The organism is Pseudomonas sp. GW458-11-26-14-LB4, assembly GCF_059423925.1.
The window spans coordinates 215,378-233,775 of record NZ_JBWKYU010000010.1; the positions used below are offsets into that span (position 1 = coordinate 215,378).

General features: G+C 59.5%; 17 protein-coding genes. 8 read left to right on the forward strand and 9 right to left on the reverse strand.

The annotated features are described in order from the left end of the window. Nucleotides 1-2: 2 nt before the first annotated feature. A complete protein-coding gene (locus AC07XZ_RS15825) occupies nt 3-1,481 on the reverse strand; it encodes a site-specific integrase (protein WP_102688295.1) in 1,479 nt (492 codons plus the stop codon). Between the two features lie 288 nt (nt 1,482-1,769). On the opposite strand from AC07XZ_RS15825, the gene AC07XZ_RS15830 reads away from it, so the two are divergent. Continuing rightward, nucleotides 1,770-2,090 (forward strand): YbjQ family protein, encoded by a 321-nt coding sequence (locus tag AC07XZ_RS15830; RefSeq protein ID WP_007959944.1) that lies wholly within the window; start codon nt 1,770-1,772, stop codon nt 2,088-2,090. A 53-nt stretch (nt 2,091-2,143) separates the two neighbouring features. Here AC07XZ_RS15830 and AC07XZ_RS15835 read toward each other — a convergent pair whose 3' ends face one another. Then, nucleotides 2,144-2,422, reverse strand: coding sequence for a hypothetical protein (locus AC07XZ_RS15835; protein WP_102688296.1), 279 nt, complete (start codon nt 2,420-2,422; stop codon nt 2,144-2,146). Nucleotides 2,423-2,664: 242 nt separating this feature from the next. Between AC07XZ_RS15835 and AC07XZ_RS15840 the strand changes: the two genes are divergently transcribed. The 4 genes from AC07XZ_RS15840 (at nt 2,665) to AC07XZ_RS15855 (ending at nt 4,383) form a co-directional block, all read left to right on the forward strand. After that, nucleotides 2,665-2,853: a hypothetical protein gene (locus tag AC07XZ_RS15840; RefSeq protein WP_102688297.1), complete on the forward strand. Its 189-nt coding sequence runs from the start codon at nt 2,665-2,667 to the stop codon at nt 2,851-2,853. Nucleotides 2,854-3,163: 310 nt separating this feature from the next. Then, complete coding sequence (locus tag AC07XZ_RS15845; protein WP_011333227.1) at nt 3,164-3,532, forward strand: hypothetical protein; 369 nt, start codon at nt 3,164-3,166, stop codon at nt 3,530-3,532. A 137-nt stretch (nt 3,533-3,669) separates the two neighbouring features. After that, nucleotides 3,670-4,098: a glycine zipper domain-containing protein gene (locus AC07XZ_RS15850; protein WP_102688298.1), complete on the forward strand. Its 429-nt coding sequence runs from the start codon at nt 3,670-3,672 to the stop codon at nt 4,096-4,098. Nucleotides 4,099-4,221: 123 nt separating this feature from the next. Continuing rightward, nucleotides 4,222-4,383: a hypothetical protein gene (locus AC07XZ_RS15855; protein WP_173892825.1), complete on the forward strand. Its 162-nt coding sequence runs from the start codon at nt 4,222-4,224 to the stop codon at nt 4,381-4,383. Between the two features lie 146 nt (nt 4,384-4,529). On the opposite strand, the gene AC07XZ_RS15860 is transcribed toward AC07XZ_RS15855, so the two are convergent. Beyond that, the gene (locus AC07XZ_RS15860; RefSeq protein ID WP_102688299.1) at nt 4,530-4,910 is read right to left on the reverse strand and encodes a UCP019853 family protein; all 381 of its coding nucleotides are present in this window, start codon (nt 4,908-4,910) and stop codon (nt 4,530-4,532) included. Next, a complete protein-coding gene (locus AC07XZ_RS15865; RefSeq protein WP_494990245.1) occupies nt 4,903-9,690 on the reverse strand; it encodes an RHS repeat-associated core domain-containing protein in 4,788 nt (1,595 codons plus the stop codon). The genes AC07XZ_RS15860 and AC07XZ_RS15865 overlap by 8 nt, the downstream gene beginning before the upstream one ends. 249 nt (nt 9,691-9,939) lie before the next feature. On the opposite strand from AC07XZ_RS15865, the gene AC07XZ_RS15870 reads away from it, so the two are divergent. Next, on the forward strand, nt 9,940-10,635 hold the full coding sequence (locus AC07XZ_RS15870; protein ID WP_085747921.1) for an HAD-IA family hydrolase: 696 nt from the start codon (nt 9,940-9,942) through the stop codon (nt 10,633-10,635). A gap of 75 nt (nt 10,636-10,710) precedes the next feature. On the opposite strand, the gene AC07XZ_RS15875 is transcribed toward AC07XZ_RS15870, so the two are convergent. Next, nucleotides 10,711-11,457, reverse strand: coding sequence for a 3-oxoacyl-ACP reductase family protein (locus AC07XZ_RS15875; RefSeq protein WP_085747920.1), 747 nt, complete (start codon nt 11,455-11,457; stop codon nt 10,711-10,713). A gap of 125 nt (nt 11,458-11,582) precedes the next feature. Here AC07XZ_RS15875 and AC07XZ_RS15880 point away from each other — a divergent pair, with 125 nt between their 5' ends. Further along, nucleotides 11,583-12,524 (forward strand): LysR family transcriptional regulator, encoded by a 942-nt coding sequence (locus AC07XZ_RS15880; protein WP_085747919.1) that lies wholly within the window; start codon nt 11,583-11,585, stop codon nt 12,522-12,524. Here the strand turns inward: AC07XZ_RS15880 and AC07XZ_RS15885 are convergent. The 3 genes from AC07XZ_RS15885 to AC07XZ_RS15895 form a co-directional block, all read right to left on the reverse strand. Continuing rightward, complete coding sequence (locus AC07XZ_RS15885) at nt 12,493-13,221, reverse strand: aspartate/glutamate racemase family protein (protein WP_064378736.1); 729 nt, start codon at nt 13,219-13,221, stop codon at nt 12,493-12,495. The genes AC07XZ_RS15880 and AC07XZ_RS15885 overlap by 32 nt on opposite strands. A 54-nt stretch (nt 13,222-13,275) precedes the next feature. Then, the gene (locus tag AC07XZ_RS15890) at nt 13,276-14,820 is read right to left on the reverse strand and encodes an NCS1 family nucleobase:cation symporter-1 (RefSeq protein ID WP_085747918.1); all 1,545 of its coding nucleotides are present in this window, start codon (nt 14,818-14,820) and stop codon (nt 13,276-13,278) included. A gap of 504 nt (nt 14,821-15,324) precedes the next feature. Then, a complete protein-coding gene (locus AC07XZ_RS15895; protein WP_039769972.1) occupies nt 15,325-16,059 on the reverse strand; it encodes a phosphoadenylyl-sulfate reductase in 735 nt (244 codons plus the stop codon). A 163-nt stretch (nt 16,060-16,222) separates the two neighbouring features. Here AC07XZ_RS15895 and thrH point away from each other — a divergent pair, with 163 nt between their 5' ends. Then, nucleotides 16,223-16,840 (forward strand): bifunctional phosphoserine phosphatase/homoserine phosphotransferase ThrH, encoded by a 618-nt coding sequence (thrH, locus tag AC07XZ_RS15900; protein WP_102688655.1) that lies wholly within the window; start codon nt 16,223-16,225, stop codon nt 16,838-16,840. 148 nt (nt 16,841-16,988) lie between these two features. On the opposite strand, the gene pabB is transcribed toward thrH, so the two are convergent. Further along, entirely contained in the window at nt 16,989-18,332 is a 1,344-nt protein-coding gene (gene pabB / locus AC07XZ_RS15905; RefSeq protein ID WP_102688656.1) for an aminodeoxychorismate synthase component I, read from the reverse strand. Nucleotides 18,333-18,398: the final 66 nt, after the last annotated feature.

Here is an 18,398-nt window from a genome sequence, read left to right on the forward strand (position 1 = left end):
CGTCAGTCTGTGCGGAGGTTTGGAAGCTTCGATATGGCGTCAAGCTTCTGTTTGGTCGAGGCGCCCTTTGAATAAACATCATGGGTAACTGATCCCGTCTCATGCCCCACCAACTCTTTCGCCAAAGCGTCTGGCACGTCTGCCCTGATTAGCTCGGTCACAACTGTGTGCCGGAAACTGTGAAAGACATGAAGTCTGCTGAACCCTGCTGCTGTACGTAACCTGCCAAATGCTTTCGAGATTGCGTGAGACCGTTTGCCGTAGTGGTCGTGTGAGGAAGTGGGAATAAGGAAGGTGTCGGTGCTGTCCTTGGTCAGCCGGTTAACCGTGGATAGCAGGCTTGGGTGAATTGGTACTACTCGCTTGCTCGCCTTACTTTTGGTTTTCGGGAAATCAAAGCACCGGATGCCATCCACTGTAATTACGGTGTCTTTTTTTAGTTGGCAAAGCTCCTCGATCCTCGCCCCGGTGTACCAGCCTAACTCGATGAGATCAGCTAGCGCGTTATCACCGTTTTCTAACGCAGCCTGATGTAGCTTAAGTGCATCCTCGCGTGTGTAGATTTCTCGATCTTGCCCAGCGAGTTTTGACCCTCCGCCTTGCGGTATGTCGTGACCTAGAAATGGGTTCACCTTGTCCTTGTACTCTTCTCGCCACACTGCATCGTATTTCATCGCCCATTTCCAGAACGCAGTGCCTGCCATGAGGTACTGCCCTAAAGTTGCAGGCGATCGATCCAAAGAGTTAAGCCACTTGTCCACCGTGTCGAAATTGAGAGGTAGCTCCTCACGCTTCAGGAAGGCAGACAACCGTTCCATTTTGCCCACTTGCTGATCGACATGCTTAGGGGCACCGCCACGGCTCTCTCTGAATTCACGATAGGTTTTCAGCCGACTCGTTGTGATAGGAGATTTAGGTTTGTGTGCTTTGGGATCATTGAGTATCAGTTGCGCTTCTAACTGCTCCGCCGGAGAGAGGTCGTGCATTTTTCCGAAGCGCCTAACCATGATCGCTGAAGCTATTTCACCCGCAAAATCTATCTTAGAGAACTGACCGTCTATTCCCGTTTTGGCATATACCCTCTCAGCTTGCTCCTTACGTGAGTCCAGCTCTGGGATGCGACTAAAGGATGAGAACTCGCTCTTTAAATCGAAAGGGGCTGGTTTGCTCAGATCTTCTTCACCTAAAGCTATTGCTGTTTTCATCTCGCGTACTTTTTGTGCGAGATCTTGAGCCGCTGTCGCTACCGGATCTTTCCAAGCGTCACCCCTCTCTGCTCGCTTTCCTCTTGCTTGTGCAATTGCTGCTTTCCACTTCGCTAAAATCGCAAGCCGTCGCTCCATCGCTTCGCTGCGTAACCCTGTTTGCAAGGAGCGGATAAGCACAGTCTTCCCACCCATAGCTGCACGTACATCAGCAGGGACGGCCAGCCGGACATACCAAGTAGATTCGCCTTTCTTCTGTATCAGATTGTCAGCCATAGGTGCGCCGTGGGAAGGGGGGTGATACAGTCGAGTGTACTACTCAGTTGTACTACTCGCTACGCCAAAACCTTTGAGTTACGGGCCTTAAAGGGCGGGAAGCACTATAAATTCGAATCTCTCCTTCACCGCCAAATTCGATGTAAACAAAACCCCTGGTTTCGAAAGAAGCCAGGGGTTTTGTGCATTCTGGCGTCCGGATTTTTTTGGTCACAGAGATCGGTTCGGCTTCCCTTTGCCAGGGCATTACAATCGCGGCTTTATCCGGCAAGTAAAAGGACGACCTCCATGATCATTTCCACCACCCACTCCATCGAAGGCCGGCAGATTACGGCATATCTGGACATCGTCAGTGCCGAGTCGGTGCAGGGCGTGAATGTGATTCGCGATATGTTCGCGGGCATGCGGGACTTTTTCGGCGGGCGTTCGCAGACGCTGGAGCGGGCGTTGAAGGAGGCGCGTGTTCAGGCGACTGACGAGATCAAGGAGCGCGCGCGGGCCTTGCAGGCGGATGCGGTGGTCGGGGTGGATTTCGAGATCAGCATGCCGGCAGGGAAGGGCGGCATGGTGGTGGTGTTTGCGACCGGTACAGCGGTCAAGTTGCGCTGAGCATTGGTTTCCGCTTGTGAGCCCATTCAACGGAATGGGCTCTTTGCTGACAATCAGCCCTGTGGTTTGAGCAGGATAGTGCCTTTCGAGTCATAGGTCAGCGGTGTATCGATCGCAACGAGAGGCGGGGTATCGCCCGGCTGAGCTGGTTGGGCCGGGTCCGGGTGGTAGATGACGCCAGGCTGCAACGGGTTCGGTCCAGTCGGTTGCTTGATGACGATTTCGCCCGAAGCGACTTTTTCCTTGAATTTCTCTGCCCCGGCTTTGCCGGCGGCGATCTGTTCATCCGTGAGCTTTACAACGGGCAGTGTGGGGAATCCTTTGATTTCCATGTTCTCTCCTTGAGATTCATTGCGTACGAAAAAGGGCAGCGGCCGGTCGCCGCAAATCTTTAGCCGCGTGGGACCAACGGTTCCTCAATGTGTTTAATTTCCTTAGGCCATTCGTCGGGCTTCGGGTGATCTGAATCACAAGTCCAGGAATGACCGGCTAGTCTCAAAAGCCTTGGAGGTCGATATTTTTTCAGGCAAAAGGGTTTGCCGGTGTCGGCCCGCATTTGGAAAGGGGTGAAGAGATGACTGATCCGTACATCGAAGACGACGGGGCTGAGTTTTCATTCAACAATTGCGTGCGCTGCGGCCAGACGGAGTACCAGGCCGGGTTTGGCGAGGACCCGGTGCAGACCGGCAAGATCAAGTCGGCTGCACCCAAGGGGCCTAAAGCAAAATTTCTGCCCAAGGTGACGGCGCGTTCCAGGAAGTAATCCGGATGCCACACAGCCCCGCCATTGAGCGGGGTTTTTTGTTTCTGTTTTTTGAGAGGCGTCCTACAGAAATTGCAGATTCGTGTGGTTTCTTTCACAAACTTTTCACACCCGGCTGGGTAGGGTGAAGCCATCCGTTAGAAAGCAAGTCTCCAGCCCGTCTCCCCAGCGGGCTTTTTTTTGCCTGCCATAAAACCTTTTCCATATTCGCTGTCCAATCGGCGCCAAGTGCGCTGCAACGCTGGACATTGCCGCGACAACAGCATTCAATCTGCGCCCTTTTTTATTCCTTCTGTTGAGGTTTTTCGTCATGCGTTTAACTCTGCCTGCTCTGGTTCTGGGGCTTCTGGTTGCTCAAGGTGCAATGGCTGGCGACGGTACCGCCGCATTGGGTGGCGGTCTCGGCGGCGCGCTGGGTAACGTGGTTGGCCAGAAAATGGGCGGCAGCAACGGCGCGGCCATTGGCGCTGGCCTGGCCGGCGCGGCTGGCGGTGCGTTGGCAGCGAAGAAGGGAGCCCGCACAAAGGCGGCTATTGGCGGTGGTGTCGGTGCAGCGGGTGGTTCTATCATCGGCAACAGCCTGGGTGGCAAGAACGGTGCGACTATCGGTGCCGGCTTGGGCGGTGCTGCTGGCGGCGCAGTGGGCAGCAACTTGTCCAAGGGTCACAAGCGTCACTGATTGCGAATGCATGTCTGAAAAGGCCCGGCTTTATGCCGGGCCTTTTCGTTGCTGAACGTTTTTCTCGAATTCGCCTCCAATGCCACATAGCCCCCTCCGCGGGCGAACCGTCCCGATCCGGGACCTGTGAGGTCTGTATGCGCTCGACTTTAACTGCAGCTGCGTTGGTTATAGGACTGCTCGTGGCTCAAGGCGCCATGGCTGCCGGCGATGGTTCCGCGGCTGTCGGTGGTGGGCTGGGCGGTGTACTGGGCAATGTGGTCGGCGGACAGCTCGGCGGCAGCACCGGTGCTGCGGTGGGTGCCGGCGTTGGCGGTGCGGCCGGTAGTGCCGTCGGAGCGAACAAACGCAATCGCACGGAAGCCGCCATTGGCGGTGGCCTCGGCGCCGCAGGCGGTTCAGTGGTCGGCAACAGCCTCGGCGGCTCCACCGGTTCGACCATTGGCGCAGGGTTGGGCGGCGCAGCGGGTGGTGCGGTCGGCAACAACCTGGGTGACGATGGTGGCAAGTCGCACTCTGGGGGCGGCCACAAGCACAAGAACAAACACAAGAACCGTCATCGTTGAGTGACCGGTTCTACGGAAACCCGGCTTTATGCCGGGTTTTTTGTGCCTGCGCGTCATGCGCAGGAACGAATGGCGACCATACTTTTCGAACGTCCTATACGAACGCGATTGACGAGGTGCGCCATGACTCCGGAAACCGAAGGCAAGGAAGAGAAAGGACCGAGCGGATTGCCGTTTATCAATGATCCGGGGAATGAAGATCCGGGGTCGTTGATGGATGATGCGACGGTTCCGCTTTTGGAGGGTGAGGACGAGCTTGAGTATGAGGATTTTGATGATGAGTGATAGGGTACTCGCCTTGTTGAACTTGGTGTGCGCCTACTCGACAGCCTTATCCTCCCGGACCTCAATGCGCCGCGGCCAATTGGTCAACGCTGACTTCCCTGTCCGCACCAATGCTTGTGGAGCAGCGGTCTAATCCCTGCCATTCGCTATCGAACAAACGAAACATCAATCCTGTCCGCGTTAATTTTGACAAATTGCCCATTTAGATGTGGAAATTCGTAGTGGATATCCTGATCAGTAAAATCAACTAAAGACCGGAAAACTTCGCCATCCAGGTAGCCATAAATCTCACAGGGGAATCCGCTACCGAGCATCTTGATCTGCGTTTTTTCGCATTCTGAAGGTGATACACATTCTTCATCAGATAACACCATTTCGAACTCAACTTCGTAAGTTTTTCCCACCTCAATTTCTGAAGGGCTGTAGCTTACGAAACATCTGACCGCTGTGCCCTCCACGACCAGCAAAATAGCTTCTTCTACATACGGGTCTATTTCGACAACCAGTGCTTTGTACGTCTTAGTCATGAGCGGGTCTCACTGTTTTATCTCGTGCATTACCATTGATTGTCCGCCAAAACTCTTTCCCACTTTTGGTGTGTAGAGTCGTAATTTCATCATTGGTGTTGGTGCCAACGAAAGCGAATTTCGCTTCACCTTTTCGGTTAGTCCCCATCAACTGGATATACCCTGCTCGCAGCTCTCCCTTGTATAAGTACTCCACACGCGTGCCTTGATTCACAACGCCTCGCGCGGTGAGTAAGTACTCTTCGTTGCTCATCGCTTTGAATTCGGCGCCATGCTTTTCAAAATGCCCGGTAAGCTTTTCATCACTCCCAAAATTTTCGGGTCGAGATTTTGGCTTTGGAATCAGCGGCTCACCTTCGTCAACAACCGAGCCACCCACCCCATCCGGCACCGAACAACCCGGCTTATTCGGCGGCGGACAGTTGGACGTCAACCCCAACGGATCCACCCACCCCGTCGGATTCGGCACGTACCGGTACTGATTCAGCCCACCCGCCAGCTTCACCGGATCCGGCGTCAGATACCGTCCCACGTCCGGGTCGTAGTACCGGTGCCGGTTGTAATGCAGCCCGCTTTCGTCATCGAAGTACTGCCCCTGAAAGCGCAGTGGCTGGTTCAGGTAGTCCTCGGTCGCCAGTTCCAGTGAGGTGACCTTGCCGTAGGCGCTGTATTTAGCGGACCAGACGATCTCGCCGCTGTAGTCGGTCAGTTCCTGCGGGGTGCCGAGGTGGTCGAGCTGGTAGTAGAACGGGCAGGCGCGTTTCGGGCCTTTGCCGTCGAGCATCGCCAACGGGCGGAAGGTGCCGGGTTCGTAGATGAAGCTGCGGTGTTGGGTCGGGCTGCTTTCGGCGATCAGGTGGTCGCCTTGCCAGAAGAACTCGGTGGTCTGGCCGTCGACGGTTTTGCGGATGCGCCGGCCGAAGGCGTCGTATTGGTAGGTCGCGGTTTTGCCGTCGGGGCGGGTCAGGCCGATCAGGCGGTGCTGGCTGTCGTAGCGGTATTCGGTGACAAGGGTTTGCGCGCGGCCGCGGCGTTCGCGGATCAGGTTGCCGAAGGCGTCGTAGTCGTAATGACGATCGCCCTGCATCAGCAGGCGATTGCCTTTGATCTGTGTCGGGCCTGGACGGTCCTGCATCAGCAGGTTGCCGGCCGGGTCGTGGGCGAAGTTTTCCGGCACATCGTCGCGGGTGTGGCGTACGCGGATCAGCCGGTCGAGGGCGTCGTACGTGTAGCTGCGCTGGCCGTGGCGGGTGTCGGCGATGTGTTCGAGGTTGCCGTTGGCGCTGTAGGCAAAGTCGCGGCGGTACAGCGCGCTGCGTTGATGGCCTACGGTGTGGGACTTCAAGCGGCCCTGTTCGTCGTAGGTGTATTCGCTGAGCAGCAGGCCTTGCTGGCGTTGCTGTTCGCGGCCGTGCTGGTAGACGTGGCGGGTCAGCAAGGCGCCGTTGAGGTCAATCGCGGTCAGCGCACCTCCCTTGGCGTAGTGGTAATCGAGTTTGCTGTTGTCCGGCAGGCGCAGGCGGGTGAGCTGGCCGCAGGCGTCGTAGGTGTAACGCAAGGTGCCCCATCCCTGATGCTCGCGCACCAGCCGGTCCTGCAGGTCGTATTCGAAGGCCAGCGGGTGATCCTGGCCGTCATCCACGCCGACCAAACGGCCTAAACGGTCATAGCGGTAGCTGACCTCGACCCCGTCCGGCAGGGTCTTGAGCAGCAGACGCCCAGCAGCATCACGTTGATAGCCGGTGACCAGCGTGGTGCCGTCATCGCCGAACTCGGTCTTTTCCAGCAGGTGGCCGTTGCGGTCGTAGGCATACGCCGTGCGCCGACCATCGAAGCCGGTTTCCTGTCGGATCAGTCCGGTCGGCGTGTAGTCCAGCCGGTATTTTTCGCCGGATTCGTTCTCGATTTCCGTGAGCAGCAGCTGCGCATGGTCGTAGCGGTACTGCAGCCGCGTGCCGTCGGGGTTGATCCGCCGGCTGACCAGGTGCAGGTCGTCGTCATATTCGTAGCGGGTGATACGCCCCAGTTCATCGCGCTCGGCGGTGATCTGGCCGTAGGCGCTGTAGGACCAAGCGCGGGTGGCGCCATTCGGCGAGGTGGTCTGGATCAGCCGGCCAACGGCGTCCCACGCGTGGCGAGTGATCGCGCCGTTTTCGTCCTGCGCAGTAATCCGCCGCCCCTGAAGGTCGTAGGAAAACTTCCGAACCCCACCGTCCGGCAGACTTTCCTCGACCAACTGACCCAGGTCGTTCCACACGAACACGTGCCGGCCAGAATCCGGATAACGGACCGACAGCAACCGCCCCTGTGCATCGCGGTGGTAATGGGTGACATGGCCATCGGGATCGACCGCTTCGGTGATGTCCCCTTGGGCATTGCGCCGGTACGTCCACACCGCATCGCCACATGAGCGGCTGTGCAGGAAACCGTTGCGGTACTCGTAGGACGTCGGCGCATCGTCCGGCGGAATCAGCGCGATCAACCGCCCGGCGTCGTCATAGCGGTACTCGGTGACCGCGCCCAGCGCATCCTGCTCGGCGACCAATCGGCCCTGCGTGCCGTAGGCCTTGAGCTGTTCGCCCCCGTCCGCCGACACCTGACGCACCAGCCGCGCGGTGTCATCGTGGACGTAAGTCTCTTCAGTCCCATCAACGTAATGCACCGTGACACGGCCGGCGCCATCCCAGACGTAACGCGTGTCCATCTGCGAAAACGACGCCCAGTGCCGCACACAGCGCGCCGCCTTGCCGGCACGTTCCCATTCCCAGAAGAAGCTCGCACCGCCGGCCAGTTGCCGTTGCAGGATGACGTGCTGGTCGTCGTAGTCGTAACGCTCGGTCTCGCCGACGGCGTTCGACGCCTCGATCAACCGATGGCGGGCATCAAAGCGGTAGCTGGCCAGCGTCTGCTCGGTGCGCCAGGCCGCATCGCGCCACACCTGATAATCGACCGCGATCAGATGCGCCCGCTCATAGCGCAGCAACAGGGAACGACCGGCCCCGTTATCGAGGCGCTCAACGCGATCCAAGCGGTCCCGCGTAATACGCAAGCGGTTGCCATAGGCATCGCTAACAGCCGTCAGACGCCCCGCCCGAAAGTGATAAAACCGCGCCGCGTCCCCCGCCAGCGCAACAATCAGCTCCTCAGGCTCATCCCCGAGAAAGATCGCCGCCCGCGACAAGCTGTTGTGGATTTCCGGCCGCTCAACGCTCGGCAACGGAAACCGCGTGCGGCGGTTCTCGTGATCCACCCAGACCACCGAAGCGCCATCAACCTCCAGCCGATGCGCCAGCGAATGACTCCAGCCAAACCCTAGCCCGACATCAATCTCGGCCGCGCTGCTGCGGTACAAGCGGCTGAACTCGAACGGCAACAGCCCATCGAGCACACCATCGGTGAGGGTCAACAACTCTTCGCCGGTGACCATCGACACCGGACAGCCATTGGTGCAGGTCCGCGGCGCACAATCGGCACTGTCACCGTTGGGATTTTTCGCCTGATCCGAAGCATCATCGCGAGGCTCATGCCGCTCCATTCGCGTCATGCCATGGGACTTGTCGCGGGCAATGGCCGCCGGATTGGGCACCTTCAGCACCAGCGCATCCGCCGTGCGAACCTCCAGCGGAATGGCCGGTGTCGGCCGCAACGGTGCCGGACCTGCATTGACCATCAGCGGTTTCAACGCGCTCGCATGCCGGGTCAGATCAGGCGCGGAGGTCAGCTCCGCCAGCCGCAACGCCGATGCCGCAAGCCATGCCCGCGCACGGGGTGACTTGATCTTGCCCAATACCTTGGTGCTCAACCGCAGCGGCACACCCATGCCACCCGACACGCACATCAGCAGAAAACTGACCAGCAATTCGGCCCGAACCTCAGCCACCACCTCGGCCAGATACTGCGGCGGCAGCATCTTCAGCCAACTGGTAAAGGCCGCCAGATAAATGAACAGCAACGGCTCATCGCCGAGCATCAGCAGGCCATTGGCGATGGCCTCGGAGGACGCCGCAAGCAAGGCATCCAGTTCAGCGCTGGACAGGTACTGCAGAAGCTTTTCGCTGTTGGCCTGCAAGTCTGCAAGCAGGGCAAACAGCTGCTTCACGTCGTCCCAGACGCCATTCAGGGCGGATTCAAAACCGTGCCAGTCAGCCTGTTGCAACTGCCCGTAACGCTCGGTGAAACCGGCGCTGGAAAACGCCGTCCACTGCGGTTGAAACCCTTTCCATTCCTCACGTAACCAGCCTTCCAGACCATCGATGAGGCCTTGATACGAGGCGTATAACGTCCGGATATGCGCAGTGGAAACATCCGGAAAGTAGGTGATGCGATAACGCTGGCCCCGGTCGCAGTCGTCGACCTTGAGAATGCCACTGGGGCCGATGGTGTAATGCAGTGGATCGCCGAAACCCAGAACACCGTCGACATCGGAAATGACCGGTTCAAGGGTCACCGGCGTATCGCCGATCGGCACAAACCGCGCGGCTTCGAACATGTGCACCAGCGTCAGGGAGCCGCTGGCGGAACACATGGCCACGGAGGAACTGATGGGTTTGCGGCTGGCAACCGGTGCACTGAGCCGGACATCGTTGCCGACCTGGAACACTTGCTCGACACCCAGCGCGGTGCCCGTCCAGAACTGCTCGGCCCAGGCGTCATAGTTGTTGAGGCAAAGGCGAAACTCCTGAAACAGCTTTTCGACGTCGGGCTGATCAGGGTTCAGCGCAGCGACCACCAGCAAACCAATGCTGTTGTTCAGTTTCAGGAGTTGGTCAGATGGAAGCATTCGCAGTCACTCGCGCGCATCAGGGGAATGGCGCGAAACTTTGCGGGGGATCAAACAGGAAAGAAGTCAGCCGAGTAGGCGATGTCTGTAGGGCGATTCTCTAAATGTGCGAGAGGGCGTTCGGCGGACAACCGACATTGCCCGTTGCTCAACCTTGGCCGGGCTCGTTATGCTGCTGAACCCTTTAATCAGATCCGAGCAGCGGCGCTATCCACGCCGCCCGGGATGTCTTTGATAACGGATCCGATGATGAATGCACCGCTGAAGGCGTTCGGCCCGATCAAGGCCGTGATTTTCGATATGGACGGTTTGCTGCTGGACACCGAGGGCATCTACACCGAGGTTACCTCGCTGATTGCCGAGCGGTACGGGCGCACTTTCGACTGGAGCATCAAGCAGAACATCATCGGGCGTGGCGCCGGCGATCTGGCCCGTTATGTGGTCGAGGCGCTGGACCTGCCGATCACCGCCGAAGAGTTTCTGGTGATCCGCGAGCCGCTGATGCGCGAGCGTTTTCCCACCGCGCAAGCGATGCCGGGCGCCGAGGAACTGATCCGCCACCTCAAGGCGCACAACATTCCGATTGCCGTCGGCACCAGTTCGTCGCGCCAGTCTTTCGGTCAGAAAACCACCTTGCACCGCGACTGGTTCGCGTTGTTCGACTTCATCGTCACCGCTGACGACCCGGAAGTCGGCGCGGCCAAACCGGCGCCGGACATCTTCCTCACCGCCGCGCGCCGCCTGGGTGTAGCGCCGGAAGATTGCCTGGTGTTCGAAGATTCGCCATTCGGCGTGACGGCAGCGAAAGCAGCCGGCATGACCGCCATCGCCATTCCCGATGCCGCCATGGCCGATGAAAAATACGCACACGCCGACGGAATTCTTCGTACGTTGAAGGCGTTCACGCCGAGTGCGTGCGGATTGCCAGCGCTCAACTGGGCCTGATCAAACCGCAGACAAAAAACGCCGCCCCTCTGTCAAAGGAGGGGCGGCGTTTTTCGTTATCGACTATCTGATCAATCAGGCGCCGAAACCACCGTCGATGGTCAGGCTGGCACCGGTGATGTAGCCGGCCTCCGGGCCTGCGAGATAGGCGACGAAGCTGGCGATTTCCTCTGCCTTGCCGTAGCGACCCACCGCCATCAGCGGGATCAGACTGTCGGCAAACTCGCCGTGGGCCGGGTTCATGTCGGTGTCGACCGGGCCAGGCTGCACGTTGTTGATGGTGATGCCGCGTGGGCCGAGGTCGCGGGCCAGGCCTTTGGTCAGGCCCACCAGTGCGGATTTACTCATCGCATACACGCCGCCACCGGCGAAGGGCATGCGGTCGGCGTTGGTGCTGCCGATGTTGATGATGCGCGAGCCTTCGCCCATGTGTTTGGCGGCTTCCTGGCTGGCGATGAACACGCTGCGCACGTTGATTGCCAGGGTCTGGTCGAAGTCTTCCAGTTTGAAGTCTTCCAGCGGGGCGACGGCCAGTACACCGGCGTTGTTGACCAGGATGTCGAGGCGGCCAAAGGTTTCGACAGTGGCGCTTACCGCGTGGCGAATGGCACCGGCGTCGGCGCTGTCGGCCTTGATCGCCAGGGCTTTGCCGCCGGTAGCGGTGATGCTGTTTTGCAGTTCTTCAGCCTTGGCGGCGGAGCTGACGTAGGTAAAGGCAACCGCGGCGCCTTCAGCGGCCAGGCGTTTGACGATGGCGGCACCGATGCCGCGAGAGCCGCCTTGAATCAGAGCGACTTTACCGCTGAGGTTTTGAGTGGTCATGTTCGATCTCCAGAAGTTTCAAGGCAGGCTGCCTTGGTGTGGTGTCGAGTATCTGCCCCTCGCCAATAGGCGGGTAGACCGTGGTTGCTATAGTCTGTGTAAACCAAAAGTTTATAGTGGCGGTCATGGAAACCTTCAGCAGTATCGAATGCTTCGTGCGCAGCGCCGAAGTCGGCAGCTTTGCGGAGGCCGCGCGACGCCTTAGCCTGACACCGGCCGCCGTGGGTAAGAGTGTGGCGAAACTGGAAGCGCGCCTCGGCGTGAGGCTGTTCCAGCGTAGCACCCGAAGATTGACCCTGACGGAAGCGGGGCAACTGTTTCTGAGTGAGGTCAGCGGCAGTCTCACCACCATCCAGAATGCAGTGAACAATCTGGCCAGCGCTGGTGGTCAACCGGCCGGTACGCTGAAAGTCAGCATGGGCACGGTGTTCGGCCGCTTGTACATCGTGCCGTTGCTGGGGGAGTTTCTGAAAAGATTTCCGGCGATCAACCCGGACTGGCATTTCGATAACCGCCAGGTCGATCTGATCGGCCAGCGTTTCGATGCGGCGATTGGCGGTGGCTTCGAACTGCCCCAAGGCGTGGTGGCGCGCAGGCTCACACCGGCGCATCGGGTGTTGGTGGCTTCCAAGGATTATCTGGATCGATACGCGCCGATCAGCGAGCCGGACGACCTCAAGCTGCACGACGGCATCCTGATCCGCTCACCGCAGACCGGTCGCGTGCGCTCGTGGCAGTTGACGCATCGCACCCGGCAACACAGCCCGCTAACCCTCAAGGCACGAATGACCATGAGCGATTCAGAAGCCGCCTGCGCCACGGCGGCGCAGGGGTTGGGGATTGCGTTGGTGAGCATGCCGTTTGCGGTCGGCTACCTAGAGGCAAGGACTTTGCAGCGAGTCTTGCCCGACTGGTACGTCGACGACGGCAACATCTCCATCTATTACGCCGAACACAAATTGCTGCCGGGCAAGACCCGGGCGTTCGTCGATTTTGTCATCGAGCAGTTTTCTACCTTGGGCCTCGCCGAACGTTTCAACGCGCAAAACGTGCTGGCCAGCCGATGATGGTTTTCGGCCGTGGCGTTGCGTAAGTCCGCACCTTGGACGTCGACAGGCCCAGTCGCACCAGCGATTCGGCGATGGTCACGGCCGCTGTGACGCCATCCACCACCGGCACGCCGGTGCGCTGGCGAATCTTCTCGTCGAGCCCGGCCATGCCGCCGCAACCGAGGCAGATCACTTCGGCTTTATCCTGAGTCACCGCCAGTTCCGCCTGATGCACGATCGCTTCCAGCGCCCGTTGCGGTTCGTGCTCCAGCTCCAGAACCGCAAGACCACTGGCGCGCACCGAGGCGCAGCGATCCCACAAGCCGGAGAGTTTCAGCCGATCCTCGATCAGCGGCACGGTGCGATCAAGGGTGGTGACCACCGAATAAGCGTGGCCGAGGAACATCGCGGTGCTGGCCGCCGCATCGGTGATGTCCACAACCGGCACGTTGAGTAATTCCTGCAAGCCTTCGCGACCGTGTTCGCCGTAGCCGGCCTGGATCACCGCGTCGAACGGCTGGTCGTAGGACATCACCCGGTCCATCACGGCGATGGCGGCCAGGTAACTTTCGAAATTGCCTTCGACTGAATCGGCGCCGAAGTACGGCGTCAGGCCGACAATCTCGGTGCCGGGGGAAGCGACAGCCTGCGCCGAACGGGCGATGGCCTGGGTGATGGATTCGGTGGTGTTGACGTTGACCACGAGAATTCGCATGGGAAGTCCTTATTACGGTTGGTTCTGCGGCCCCGCGAAGGGCCGCCAAAAGATTCAGTGGCTGACGTTGTCGACGGCGATGGCTTCACCGTCGACGTCGGCGTAGTGCGGCTGGCGTTTGGCGATGATCAGGTAAAGCATCCCGGCAATGCCGGCGCCGATTAGCCAGGAGAAGGGCGAAACGAGGTGGAAGCCCGGCACCAGAGCCAGGACGATGGCGATCAGCGCGGCTGGAATGAACGCCGCCACAGCCCGCAGGTTGATCCCGCGGCTGTAGTAATACGCGCCGTTCGGGTTTTCGCTGTACAGCTGCGGTACGTGGATCCGGCCTTTGCGGATCAGCCAGTAGTCGACCATGATCACGCCGTACAACGGGCCGAGCAGGGCGCCGAGGCCGGACAGGAAATACACGATCACCAGCGGGCTGTTGTAGAGATTCCACGGCAGGATCAGCACCGCAATCGTCGCGCTGATCAGCCCGGCGCGGCGGAAGGTCAGGTATTTCGGCGCCAGATTGCTGAGCACGAAGGCCGGGGCGACGAAGTTGGCCATGATGTTCACCGCCACGGTGACGATCAGGAACGCCAGGCATCCGAGTACCAGAAAGAACGTGTTGGGAATCGACGCAATGATCTCGGTCGGGCTTTCGATGATCCGGCCGTTGATCTGAAATTGCGCGCCGCACAGCAGGACGGTGATCCCGGCGAACACCAGAATATTGACCGGCAGGCCCCAGAAATTTCCGATCTTGATCGTCTTGCGGCACGGCGAAGAGCGGGCGAAGTCGCAGAAGTTGAGGATCAGCGTCCCGTAGATCGCCAGCCACAAAGCGCCGCCGGCAAAGATGTTGCGCCACATCTCGCCGCCGGTCAGTGGTTCGCGGATCGACCAGGCGATGGTCGCGTTGGCCTGGGTGTACATCCACGCGGCGAGGCAGGCGACGGTCAGCAGAATCACCGGCCCGGCAAAGGCTTCGTAGCGGCGGACCATTTCCATGCCATACGCCAGAATCCCCAACTGCACAAACCAGATCGCCACGAAACACACCCAGCCCAGGCTCGACAGGCCGAGGATCGAGTTGTGGTCGTAGTCGGCGAAACCGGGATGGATCGCCGTGAGCAACACGCGAAACACCACCGACGCCAGATACGTCTGAATCCCGAACCAGGCGATGGCGATCACCGCCCGGATCAATGCAGGAATCTGTGCCCCGTGAATGCCGAAACTGATCCGGCTGATCACCGGAAACGGCACCCCGGTTTTCTGCCCCATGTAGCCGGACAGGTTCATGAAGAAGTACACCAGCGCCGCGCCGATCCCCAGCGACAGCAGAATCTGCCAGCCGCCCAGGCCCAGGGCGTACAGGCCGATGGCAAACGAGTAGTTGGCGATGTTGTGCACATCGTTGGTCCACAGGGCAAAGATGCTGTATTTGCCCCAGCGCCTTCCTTCGACCTTGGTCGGCGCGAGGTCGCTGTTGTGCAGACGCGGGCTCAGTTGCAGCGGTTCGGCGATGCCATCACCGGCCACGCTGTGGTCGAGGGGTGAAGAGGCGGGCAGATTCAGCGCGATGTTGTTATTGGAGAGACTCGTACGCATTCCGGCAGGCTCCTGATGTTCGGGCCGCGATGACTGTGCATGAGCGTTCGGGCTCGGCAGATCTTCGTCGCGGCGGTGAAAACATCACTGGTTACGGGGCATCTGCAGCCTGTACGGGATAGGTCGCTTCAGGCTTGCGGATCGAAAGTGTGGGTTCATGTTTTGCGGTTTTGTATACAAAACATGCATGCACTAAAGCCAGATCTGTGCCAGCCGGCGATCTATGAAAATCATCGCTGATTTCGAAAAGTTATTGAGGAGCGCCAAGTCGTTGAAATACCGGCGATATAAATTGACCGTTCGAACAGGTATTTATTTTTCGGGAGGGATTTTGGCGGGCGCCGGGAGGGAGTGTTTTTGGAGCCTGATGTAACTTTTCAGGGCGCAGAAACGAAAAGTGCACACATAAATGGCACCGATGGTGACATTCGTGTGTACACATTTTTCAAGACGGGCGGTGAACACTGTGGGAGCTGACTTGCTCCCACGGGGCAACAGCGATGCTTATGCCTTACTGATGATGTTCCCGGCATGCAACCCGCATTCTTTCTGGGTCGCTTCTTCCCACCACCAGCGACCTTCACGTTCGTGCTGGTTCGGCAGGACAGGACGAGTGCACGGTTCGCAGCCGATGCTGATGAAACCGCGCTCATGCAGGCTGTTGTACGGCAGCTCCAGCATGCGGATGTAGCCCCAGATTTCCTCGCTGGTCATCTGCGCCAGCGGGTTGAACTTGTACAGGGTGCGCTCCGGGGTGGAGAACGCTGTATCGATTTCCATCACCGCCACGGCACTGCGAGTACCAGGGCTCTGGTCACGACGCTGGCCGGTGGCCCAGGCCTTCACGTCGGACAGTTTGCGGCGCAGCGGCTCGATCTTGCGGATCCCGCAGCATTCGCCATGGCCGTCCTTGTAGAAACTGAACAGGCCTTTTTCCTTCACGAACGGTTCAAGTTTCGTGTAGTCCGGCGAGACCAGTTCGATGTCGATCTTGTAGTGCTCGCGCACCTGATCGATGAAGCGGTAGGTTTCCGGATGCAGGCGGCCGGTGTCGAGACTGAACACCTTGACGTTCTTGTTCAGCTTCCAGGCCATGTCCACCAGCACCACATCTTCGGCGCCGCTGAAAGATATCCACAGGTCATCGCCGAACTCGGCGAACGCGAGTTTGAGGATGTCCTGCGCGGATTTGTTGGCATAGGTCGTGGCGAGTTCCACGACGTCGAACGTTGGGCTCATCAGGGCGGCTTCCTACAGGTCGGTGGCGCTGGGCGCTCTATATGGCGGCGATGGTAACAAAAAGCAACGCGCGCCGGGGCAGCCTCTGCGTTGCGCGCTCCAGGTCGAGCCGCTAGAGTTCGGGCTCGCTCGACTCAATAAACATTACAAACGGGAGTGTCTTGTGGAAATCGCCTGTCTTGATCTTGAAGGGGTGCTGGTGCCGGAAATCTGGATCGCCTTCGCCGAAAAAACCGGAATCGAATCGCTCAAGGCCACCACCCGGGACATTCCCGACTACGACGTGCTGATGAAGCAGCGCCTGCGCATCCTCGACGAGCATGGCCTGAAGCTTTCGGACATCCAGGAAGTGATCGCCACCCTCAAGCCGCTGGACGGCGCGGTGGAGTTCGTCAACTGGCTGCGCGAGCGGTTTCAGGTGGTGATTCTGTCGGACACGTTCTACGAGTTTTCCCAGCCGCTGATGCGTCAGTTGGGCTTTCCGACCTTGCTCTGCCACCGACTGATTACGGATGACACCGGGCGGGTGACCAGTTACCAGTTGCGTCAGAAAGATCCGAAACGTCAGTCGGTTCTGGCTTTCAAGGGCTTGTATTACCGGGTGATTGCGGCGGGGGATTCCTACAACGACACCAGCATGCTGGGCGAAGCGGATGCGGGGATTCTGTTCCATGCGCCGGATAACGTGATTCGCGAGTTTCCGCAGTTTCCGGCGGTGCATACGTTCGAAGAGTTGAAGCAGGAGTTCCTCAAAGCCTCGAACCGCGACCTGTCCCTGTAATCACATTCCTTGATCGTTCCCATGCTCCGCGTGGGAATGCCGCTATGGACGCTCCGCGTCCACTGGGGCGCGGAGCGTCACGGGATGCATTCCCACGCGGACGGTTCGACGCCTCGACGTGGGAACGATCAACGTGGGGCGCTTCTAGTTAAAGGGTTTGCAGGGTTTCGAGCAAAACTCTGACCTTGGTAATCGATTCCTGATACTCCGCCTGCCAGTCCGAATCGGCGACGATCCCGCCACCGCCCCAGCAGCACACCTGTCCATCCTTCACCAGCAGACTGCGAATGGCGATGGAGCTGTCCATCTCGCCACGCACGTCCAGATACAGCAAAGAACCGCAATACAACCCACGTCGGGTCGGTTCCAGTTCGTCGATGATCTGCATCGCACGAATCTTCGGCGCGCCGGTGATCGAACCGCCAGGGAAGCTGCCGGCGATCAGGTCCAGAGCGTCGCGATCTTCCGCCAGTTCACCGGTCACGCTGCTGACCAGGTGATGCACGTTCGGATAACTTTCCAGACTGAACAACTCCGGCACCCGCACCGAGCCGATGCGGCAGGTGCGGCCCAGGTCGTTGCGCAGCAGGTCGACGATCATCAGGTTTTCCGCGCGATCCTTGGGGCTGGCCAGCAGTTCGGCGGCGTTGGCCGCGTCTTCGGCCTGGGTCGCGCCACGGGGGCGGGTGCCCTTGATCGGGCGGGTTTCCACCTGACGCTGGCTGACTTTGACGAAGCGCTCGGGCGAAAGGCTCAGTACCGCGTTGCCGTCAGGCAGGCTCTGGAATCCGGAAAACGGCGTCGGGCAGGCTTCACGCAATTTGCAGTAGGCCAGCCATGGATCGCCCTGGCACGGCGCTCTGAAGCGCTGGGCGAAATTGACCTGATAGCAGTCGCCGGCCTGGATGTAATGCTGGATGCGTTCGAACGCCTGACGGTACTCGTCGGCTGAAAGATCTGCCGCCATCGGACTGTTCAGCTTGAACGGGGTCAGTTCGACGCCCACCGGTTGGCTGAATACATCGATCAACCGCTGTTTCTCGCTGGCGCTGACCGAGGGGTGAAACACCAGTTGGCTGGTGGCCGATTGGTGATCGCTGATCAAGGCCCAGTCGTACAGACCAAAACGCGCATCGGGCAATTGCAGGTCATCCCTGGCCTGGCTCGGCAGGTTTTCCAGATGCCGGCCGAAGTCGTAGCTCAGATAGCCGATCAGGCCGCCGGCGAAAGGCAATTCGTACCCATCGGGCAATTGCGCGTCGCCCAAGCGGGTCAGATTGTCCCGCAGACGTTGCAGGAAATCGTCGCCGCGCTCGTCCGGCAACACCGCCAGTTGTTCCAGCGGCCAGGCGCTGAGCAGGTCATAACGGCCACGGTCGGCACTCGGCCGGCCACTGTCGAGCAGCACGGCGCCGGGCGCATGGCGGAGGGCCGCGAAATAGTCGGCGGGGTTGGCGCGATAGGGCAGCGGGTGTACGGAACAGGTCAACATGGGCGGGGCAGATCGGCCATCGAGGCGGGGTGGGGATTGTAGTCCTCTCCGATGCCAGATCAAAGT